The organism is Protofrankia sp. Cj3 (assembly GCF_917627355.1).
Classification (GTDB): Bacteria; Actinomycetota; Actinomycetes; order Frankiales; family Frankiaceae; genus Protofrankia.
On the sequence record NZ_CAKJTR010000143.1, the window covers coordinates 1 to 8,906 of the forward strand.

The 8,906-nt window shown below is 71.5% G+C and carries 7 protein-coding genes; 1 reads left to right on the plus strand and 6 read right to left on the minus strand.

Annotated elements, in window-relative coordinates; translation table 11 throughout:
• Positions 1 to 197 (minus strand): hypothetical protein (locus tag MJ783_RS17405; protein ID WP_239311598.1); only part of this gene is annotated, 197 nt, incomplete at its 3' end.
• Between the two features lie 302 nt (positions 198 to 499).
• Between MJ783_RS17405 and MJ783_RS17410 the strand changes: the two genes are divergently transcribed.
• Entirely contained in the window at positions 500 to 1,345 is an 846-nt protein-coding gene (locus tag MJ783_RS17410) for a helix-turn-helix transcriptional regulator (protein ID WP_255724422.1), read from the plus strand.
• Positions 1,346 to 1,373: 28 nt separating this feature from the next.
• On the opposite strand, the gene MJ783_RS17415 is transcribed toward MJ783_RS17410, so the two are convergent.
• The 5 genes from MJ783_RS17415 to MJ783_RS17435 form a co-directional block, all read right to left on the minus strand.
• Positions 1,374 to 2,147, minus strand: a complete 774-nt coding sequence (locus tag MJ783_RS17415; RefSeq protein ID WP_239381711.1) for an SDR family oxidoreductase — start codon at positions 2,145 to 2,147, stop codon at positions 1,374 to 1,376.
• Between the two features lie 218 nt (positions 2,148 to 2,365).
• Positions 2,366 to 3,502 (minus strand): AfsA-related hotdog domain-containing protein, encoded by a 1,137-nt coding sequence (locus MJ783_RS17420; protein WP_239311605.1) that lies wholly within the window; start codon positions 3,500 to 3,502, stop codon positions 2,366 to 2,368.
• A complete protein-coding gene (locus MJ783_RS17425) occupies positions 3,499 to 4,902 on the minus strand; it encodes an NAD(P)/FAD-dependent oxidoreductase (RefSeq protein WP_239311608.1) in 1,404 nt (467 codons plus the stop codon). Before MJ783_RS17425 ends, MJ783_RS17420 begins: the two co-directional genes overlap by 4 nt.
• Entirely contained in the window at positions 4,886 to 5,692 is an 807-nt protein-coding gene (locus MJ783_RS17430; protein ID WP_239311610.1) for a thioesterase II family protein, read from the minus strand. The genes MJ783_RS17425 and MJ783_RS17430 overlap by 17 nt, the downstream gene beginning before the upstream one ends.
• On the minus strand, positions 5,689 to 8,796 hold the full coding sequence (locus tag MJ783_RS17435) for a type I polyketide synthase (RefSeq protein ID WP_239311612.1): 3,108 nt from the start codon (positions 8,794 to 8,796) through the stop codon (positions 5,689 to 5,691). Before MJ783_RS17435 ends, MJ783_RS17430 begins: the two co-directional genes overlap by 4 nt.
• Positions 8,797 to 8,906: the final 110 nt, after the last annotated feature.

Consider the following 8,906-nt stretch of genomic DNA (forward strand, 5'->3'; position numbering starts at 1 on the left):
TCCATGCTCTCCATCCATTGCCGCGCGATGCGCGGATACCCGACGGCTCGTCGGTCGCCACCCACCACCTCCGGCGCGTCCTCCTTCGGCTCGCGAGGCAGGCGCTCCAGCCCCGCTCCGTGGTCCGCGCCCCTATTGCCGGTCGCTCCTCCTGGTCGCTCCTCCTGAAGGAAGAACAAGATCTTCTCCTGTGGCACCTATGTGACACCTATCCTGACCTGCGGTGCTGCTGTTTTCGCAGGTCAGTAACCGGTTGCTCGTCAGCGGCGGCGTTATTGTGGGACGGCTGTTCCCTGATGCGCGTCCAACGCCAGGACCCGAGGCGGGAGCCCAGCGCGCGAGTTCCGCTCACGCGGATCTGGGCAGCGGCCCGTAGGCAGCCCCTATCGAAATCCTGTCACCAGGTAGACATAGTGCACCCTTTTTGGTGTCATGTGCTAAAAGTCGGTATTGATAGTGCGGCAGCTGGCTGAGGCGGGACCCCTTGGGAGGAACTACTGTGAGCGGAGCGGCGAACCGGGAACTCGGGAAATTCTTGAGGAATCGTCGAGAAAGTCGGAGCCCCAATCAAATGGGCATCGCGCCGCGGGGACGCCGGAGAACCCCGGGATTACGCCGAGAAGAGGTGGCGGAGCGTGCTGGCGTGAGCACAACATGGTACACCTGGTTGGAGCAGGGCCGTCCGGTGCGTGCATCTCGGCAAGTCCTTGATTCCATCGCACGGGCGCTCGACCTGTCCGCGGCTGAAACGATGCATCTGTTCAAGCTTGCCGGTGAGAAGCCGCTCTCCGGCTCGCCAGCCCCGTTGAAGATTTCCCCTGCCTACGACCGGCTGCTGCGCCGGCTCGAACCGAACCCGGCGTATATCATTAATCGGCGCCTCGATCTGCTCTCCTGGAACAAGGGGGTGGTCGCGCTGCTACCGCACCTTGACATGTTGCCGCCGGAGGACCGCAACATTGTGTGGCTGATGTGCACCGACCCGTGGATGCACGAACTGATTCCCGACTGGCAGGGGCAGGTCAGCCGGCTCACCGCGATGCTGCGGTCGGAGAGCGCCGATGCCATCGATGACCCGGAATTTCAGTACCTCATCCGGCGGATCGAAGCGGCCAGCCCGGAGTTTCGCCAGGCCTGGGCTACCCGGCGGCTGGAAACGTTCCGCTCCGGGGCGTTGAACTGGCACCACCCGGCAGCCGGGACGTTCACCGCCGATTACGTCCGACTACATATCGCTGATGATCCACGACTCAGTGTCGTTATCCAGATCCTTCGCAATCCCGAGACACTGAACAAACTGGCCGACATCATCGCCTCGATGTCACTCGATGTCGAAGTGGCCTGACCAGACGGTGACTGACTGGCCTGCTCGCTCACCCCCGGGCGGACAAACCCCCGTCCACCGTGAGGACGGTCCCGCTGGTGTACCCGGAGCGCTCCGAAGCCAGGAAGGCAATCGCGTCGGCGATCTCCCGGGTGGTCGCGCAGCGCCCGAGCGGGAAGTCGGCCATGATTTCGGTGATCCGGGACTCGTCACCGAACCGGCTGTGCGCCACCGCTTTCATCAGCGTCGTGATCCGTTCGGTGGCCACCGGGCCCGGGTTCACCGCGACGACCCGGATGTTGTCCCGGGGCCCGCGACCGCCCAGCGCTCGGGTGAAGGCCATCAGCGCGGCGTTCGCGGTGCTGCCGGCGATGTAGTCGGGGTCGTGCCGCTCCCCCGACGCTCCGATGGCGTTCACGATCACCCCGCCGCCGCGCGCCTTCATCCGTGCGTAGACCAGGCGGGTCAGGTTGATGTAGCCGAACACCTTCAGTTCCCAGCCGTATCGCCAGGCCGTTTCGTCGAGGTTCTCCAGCGAACCACCGGGGATGTCACCAGCATTGTTGACCAGGATGTCGATATCGGCCGACGCCTCGGCGAGCCGGGCGATGTCCTCGGCCGCACGCAGGTCGGCGGGGTGGACAGCCACGTCGACGCCGTAGTTGGCCCGGATCTTCGCCGCCACCTCCCTCAGGACATTCTCGCTGCGTGCGGCCAAGCGCAGGTCGCAGCCCTCCTGGGCCAGCACCTCGGCCGTGGTCGCGCCGATGCCTTTGGACGCGCCGGTCACCAGCGCGCGTTTCCCCCGCAGGCCGAGATCCATACCGTCCCCTTCGCTGCCGCGCTGGTACCGCCGGGCCCGCCCGGATGTCTTTTCCCACATGTCTGTGCCGACATAATAAAGCATGACAGGCGCCGCGTGCCGCAGGCGGCTCGGCCGCCATGTCGGCCACGTGGCCTGATCATTTTCTGATCATTGCCCGATTCCCGATGACAGCGGCATGCCGCGGTGGCCGCCCACCATGCGGCTGCTGGCCATGGTCATGGCGCCCCCGTCGCGGGGCCCGGGAACGGGCGCAGGTCCACTCGCCCGTGCGCGATCCGCTCGCCGAACTGCTCCAGCGTCACCTCGACCGGCACGCAGCCGCCAGCCGACACCGGTCCGGCCACCGCCGACAGCGCCAGCGGCGCCTCGAACTCACCGAAGCCGGCGAAGTCGACCAGCAGCCCGGCCATCGCCACCGACGGGGAAGCGACCAGGCCCGCGCGCAGGGCGGCCACGATCGCGGCCTGCCGGAAACCCTCGACCAGGAAGGGGCCGGGCACGTGGTCGTAGTCGTGGTCGAAAAACGCCGGGTGGCTCCGGTCGATCACTACCGGGTGGCGGATGACATCCGAGTCCCCAGCCCCCTCCAGCGGTTCCCCGATCACCACGTTGCGCACATCGCGGCGGCCGACCTCGGCCGGGTCGATCGGCGCTGCCGGCGGCGGGATCCGCCCCGGTTCGATCGGCTTGCGGGCCCGCTGGAAGGCCCGCAGCGCCTCGTAGTCGTCGCGGGACATGAACACGGCATCCCCGCTGACGGTCATGGCCGGGGCCCCATCGACCGCCAGCTCGGCGGTCAGGGTGAGGCTGCCCAGCTCACCGCCGCGCAGCTGGAGGTTTGTGATCCGGTAGCGCAGCACCGCCGCCAGCGGCCACCGCTCGTCGTCCCGGAAAGCGGCCAGGTCGAGCACCTCGAAGGCGAAGCGTTGCATGCTGAACGGCAGCCCGACCGGGACGCCGAGGTAGCGGTGTAACACGACGAAGGCGCTCTGGCGGGCGCCCTCGGCGGCCGCGAACGGGTCGTGGAAACCGCGGGCGCGGTCCGCCCACAGGCTGTGGCCGCGCGGGAGCTGGATGGCGCAGAGGAAGTCGTCGGCGGCGAGCTGACGGGAGTCGGTGACGAACACCTCGCCCACCGCCCGCCGGTGAGCGATCGCCCGGGGCACGGTCTGTTCGAAACTGAGCGGCTCCGGCAACAGGACTGTCCGGCTCGCGGCGTCCGGGTGGCGCCTGGCGTCGTTGTCCTCGGCCGACGCCCAGCCCAGGGCGCCTCCCTCCGCGGCCCTACTGCCGCAGCCCCGTGGTCCCGTCCCGGCAGACCCGTGGTCAGCGTCGAAATCATGCGTGGTCATGGTGTCAGCTCCCACTCGAGACGGGCATCGGGATCAGGCTGTCCTGACCGGAGGCGGCGGTCGGCCCGGTTCGCGGCCGTAGCGGCGAACACGGGCCGCTTGTTGAGCCGGCGGCGCCGGGCCTCGGTGGCCAGCAGGCTGGCGATCTCGCGAGCGGCCGGGCCACGGCGACCGGACGCGCCGGCCAGCACGGCGGCGACCCCGCCCACCAGCCGGCCGGGGGTGAGCAGCTCCGCCGGTGATACGCGATGCGCGAACATCTCCAACAGCCGGTTGATCTGCCCGCTGTCGTAGAGCCGGCGGGTGACCGCCGGCAACACGACCGGCACCGCTCCGAGCCGGCCGAAGTCGGCCGCCATCCAGTAGTAGGAGCTGTACTGCTTGTCCCGCCAGCGCACGAAGTCACCCATCGCCGAGTCGAGCGCGGCCCGTGAGGTGGCCAGCCCGGACTCGATCATCGGCGCTAGAGTCTCCACCTGGTGGAATGCGTCACCGATGCCACGCCCGGCGGCCGGGTCTTTGAAGTGCCCGGCGTCGCCGGCCAGGACCCAACCAGGCCCGGACGCCTCCCGGAAGTAGCCCTCGAACCGCAGGATCCCATAGATCTTGGTGGCCCGGTTGGCATCGCGCAGCGTGTCCGCGATCGGCGCGCAGCTGTTGACATGGGCCATCAGCGACCCTGCCAGATCCCGGCGGAACATCTCGACCTCGTGTTCCCGCGGAGAGACACCGACCAGGTAGAGCCCGCTGTCGGCCGGCCCGGAGAAAATGTGCCGGTCGCCCCACCGGTGGAAGACGAACGTCGGTGCGGCGCCGAGGTTCGCACCCTCGAAATAGGTCCAGTAGTAGACTCGCTCACTCTCAGTAACGTTGTAACGGCGGGCGCCGGTCATCCGGGCCACGGTCGAGTCCCGCCCGTCGGCACCGACGACCAGCCCGGCCCGGATCTCGCTCTCACTGCCGTCGCGCAGCGCCCGCACGCCGACCACCCGCCCGCCTTCGGTTACCAGCGCGGTCACCCGGGTCCCCAGCCGTACATCCGCCCCGGCGTCGGCCGCCGCGCCGGCCAGGATCGGATCGAGCAGGTGACGCCGGACCGCGGCCGCTCCGCCCACATCGCCCAGGTGGAGCGGAAAGCCGGCCGTGAAACGGAAGTCGCCGAGCCGGACATCGCACCGGGACATGAAGGGCGCCCCGGTCGCCCGCACCTGGTCGATCACGCCCAGCCGGTTCAGGAACGCCAGTGAGTCTGCTTGCATGACGTGCGACGACAGGGTTGGGCGGGGGAATGTCACCTGCTCCAGGACGGCCACCTTCAGGCCGCGGCGGGCAAGCAGCGCGCCCAGCGGCGAACCGGCGCACCTCGCTCCCACGACAACCACATCAAACCGCTCGGTCATCTTGGTGCCTCTCTCGCTGCGTTGCGGTCAACCGGCGCCGCACCAGCCGCAGCACCGCCTGTTGCTGGTCATGGAGAAAGAAGTGGCCGCCCGGGAACACATGGGTCTCGAACCCGGCCCCGGCCTGGCCGGCCCAGGCGGAGACACCGCCGGCCGGGGCCGCCGGGTCACGATCGCCGGCCAGCGCCGTCATCGTGACCGGCAGCGACGGCCCTGGCTGGAACTGGTAGCTGGCGGCGAGTTCGAGGTCGGCCCGCAGCAGCGGCACGAAGTGTTCCATCAGTTCTGGTACCGCCCGCACGGCGGCTGGGATCCCGCCGTAGCACCGGTCGACGTAACTGATCAGCTCGTCGTCGGTGGGCGGGACGGCGGACGGCTCGCGCCGGCCGGGCGCGGCCCGTCCCGAGACGAACAGGTGGGTGGGCGGGACGCCGGCCACGGTCAGGCAACGCGCCACCTCGAACGCGACCAGCGCGCCGAGGCTGTGCCCGAACAGCGCGTACGGTGGTGGCGTCTCAGCCGCGATCGCCGCCGCGAAGCTGGCCACCAGCTGGTCCCAGCCGCGGGCCGGTGGTTCGTCGCGGCGCCGGCCCCGGCCTGGCATGGTCGCGTTCCACAGCTCGATGTGGGGGGCTAGCCCGGCGGGCCAGCCGCGGTAGGCGGTCGGCCCGCCACCGGCATGGGGGAAACACACCAGCCGTATCGCCTCCGGGTGCACCACCGCCTCCGGATGCGGCACCGCGCGGGCCACGATCTGCGACGCGGTGGTGCGGGGGACGCTGACGTTCATGCCCCGCGCCCGAGCGGTGCCCGGCCGCTGCCGGTTCCGGGCCGGCTCCCACCGGCCGCGAAGCCGCCGGCCAGCCGCTGGGCGATGTCTTCAACGGTGCCCCCCGCCAACAGCGCCTGCAGCGGCACTGTCACCAGGAAGTCGCGCTCGATCTGGTTCTTCAACTCAACGATCATCAGGGAGCTCATGGCCAGCTCCTCGAGCTGGGCATCGCGGCCAATCCCGGCGGGGTCGCTCAGGTCGAGCGCGTCGGCGACGCGCCGCTGGAGGTAGGCGATCGTCGCCTCGACCTCGACCTCGACCTCGACCTCGACCGGGGCCGCATCCTGGCCCGCGACGGCGGCCGGTGCCGACGCGGCCACGGCCGGCGGGGTGCCACCGTGGACGTCGAGCCAGTGCCGCCTGCGCTGCCAGGGGTACAGGGGCAGGTTCACCCGGCGGGCCGGTCGCCCCACCACAGCGTCCCAGCGCACATCGAGCCCAGCCTGGTAGAGGCCGGCCACCGAGCGGTGCAGGGATTCGCGGGCCGGCCGGTCGCGGCGCAGACTGCCCACGGCAAGGTGGGGGGCACCGATGGCCTCCAGCGTGGTGCCAATATCGTGCAGCAGCACCGGATGGGCACCGAGCTCGACGAACACGGTCACGCCGTCGCGGGCAAGGGCTTCCAGCGCCGGCTGGAACCGGACCGCGTCGCCCAGGTTGCGGGCCCAGTGTTCGCCGTCGAGGTCACCGCCCCGCATCCGCCTGCCGGTGACGGTCGAGTACAGCGCCGGGCCATCAGCGTCATGCCCGGCCGGTGCCGCGGTGGTGAGGGCGCCCGCGGCCGCGGCCAGCAACGGGCTGTGGAAGCCGTAATCCACCCGCAGCGGCCGGGTCGCGGCACCGAGGGCCCGCGCGCGGTCGGTGACCCGTTCGACCGCCGCCCGCTCGCCGGACACAACGGTCGAACGGGGCGCGTTGACCGCGGCTACCGAGACCAGCCCGCCGTCGGTCGCGACGATCCGCCGCACCTCGTCCGCGGGCAGCGCGATGCTGGCCATCCGGCCCCCGCGGGCCGCCTGCTCGGTCAGCTGGGCTCGGCGCACCAGCAGGCCCAACGCCTCGTCGCGCTCGAGCGCGCCGGCCAGCCGGGCTGCGATGATCTCGCCCATGCTGTGCCCGGCCACGGCGTGCGGTTCGACGCCCCACGCCCGCCACTGGGCGGCCAGCCCGAGCGCGAGCACCCCGATCGTGACCTGGGCGACCTCGGTCCGGTGCAAGCGGGCCTGCTCCTCGGGCGCGGTCAGCTCGGCCAGCGCCGACCACCCGGTCAGGCCGCGGATCAGCGGGTCGCAGGCCTCGACCTCGGCCCGCACCACCGGGTAAGCGGCCAGCACGCCGCGCCCCATGCCCGGCCACTGCGAGCCCTGGCCCGAGACGATGAACGCGAGCCGGCGCTCGCCCAGGTCACGGGGCCGGACCCGGTCCACCGGCACGTCGCGCAGCCGGGCGGCCAGCCCGGCCCCACCAGCGGCCTCGATGGCCAGCCGATGGCTGTGGTGGGTGCGGCCGACGGCGGCGGAGGCACAGATCGCGGCGGCCTCGCCGTCCCCGGCCGCGGCCAGCCGGTCGGCGAACCGGCTGGCGAGCGTGGCCAGCGCCCCGGGGCTGCGGGCGGACAGCGGCAACAGCAGCCGGTCCGCCGGTTCCAGCGGCTGGCTCGGCCCGGGGGCCGCAACCGGCGGCGCCTCAAGCACCACGTGGGCGTTGGCCCCACCGAAGCCGAAGGAGCTGACCGCGGCCAACGGCCGTGGCCCGTCCGGCTCCGCCGGCAATGGGCAAGGCGCGGTCGGTACGGTCAGCCGGGTGCCGTCCAGGTCGATCTCGGGGTTGATGCGGGTGAGATGCAGGTGAGGCGGCACCTGCCCGCGCTCCAGTACCAACATCGCCTTCAGGAGCCCCATCACGCCGGCCGCCGCCTCCTGGTGGCCGAAGTTGGTCTTCACCGAGCCGACGGCGCACGGCCGCTGTCCCGGGCCGTAGACCTCCCGCAGGGCCTCGGCCTCAATCGGGTCACCAAGCCGGGTGCCGGTGCCGTGGGCCTCCACGTACACCACGTCGGACGGGTCCGCGTCACCGTCGGCCAGCGCCCGGCGCATCAGCTCGACCTGCGCGCGGGGGCTGGGTGCCGTCAGCCCGTTCGCGTGGCCGTTGTGGTTGGCGGCCGTGCCCCGGATCAACGCCCGCACCGCGCGCCCGTCGGACTGGGCGTCGCAGGCCCGCTGCAACAGCAGGATCCCGCAGCCCTCGGCCCGCACAATCCCCTCGGCGCCGGCGTCGAAGGTCCGGCACCGCCCGCCCGGAGCCAGTGGCAGCACCTTCTCGGTCATCCTGGTCGCGGCCTCGGACAAGATCACGTTGACCCCGCCGACCAGCGCGTAGTCGCAGTCGTGTGCCCGCAACGCCCGGCAGGCCACGTGGACCGCGATCAGCGACGACGAGCACGCCGTGTCGACCGCGAGGCTCGGTCCCCGCAGATCGAGCAGGTAGGACAGCCGGTTCGCGGCGACGCTGTGCGCGCCGCCCGGGGCCGTGTACGCGGTGACCTCGGCCTGCCCGGACAGCTGCAGGTTCAGGTAGTCGGCGCCGTAAAGGCCCAGGAAGACGCCGGTCGGACGCTCGCGCAGCCGCTCGGCGGGCAGCCCGGCGTCCTCGATGGACTCCCACGCCGCCTCCAGTACCAGCCGCTGCTGGGGGTCCAAGTGGGCGGCTTCGGTCGCGGTCATGCCAAAGAACTCGGCGTCGAACCCGTCGACTGCCCCCAGCATCCCGCCCCACCAGCCGCCCCGGGCCCCGGGCTGTGGCCCGGCGCCGGCATCCGCCGGCGCACGATGCCCGTCGACGTCGTGGACCAGCGGCGACACCGCGTCCTCGCCCGCCGCCAGCAGGCGCCACAAGCTGTCGAGGTCGCTGGCCCCACCGGGGGCGCGCACACCGGCGCCAATCACCGCGATCGGCTCATGCCGGGCGTGCTGAGCCTCCCGCAGCCGCTGCCGGACGTCGCGGAGCTGCCGCAGCGCCCGGACGAGCAGCGCGGACTGGTCGCTGTGCTCCTCCGTCGTCATCTCTCCCCATCCAGATCGAATGCTTCGAGTTCCCGCTCGAGCAGGTGAGCGACCTCGTCATCGCTCAGCCCGGACAGGTCCAGGTCCGCCAGCACAGCGGGTTCAGCCGG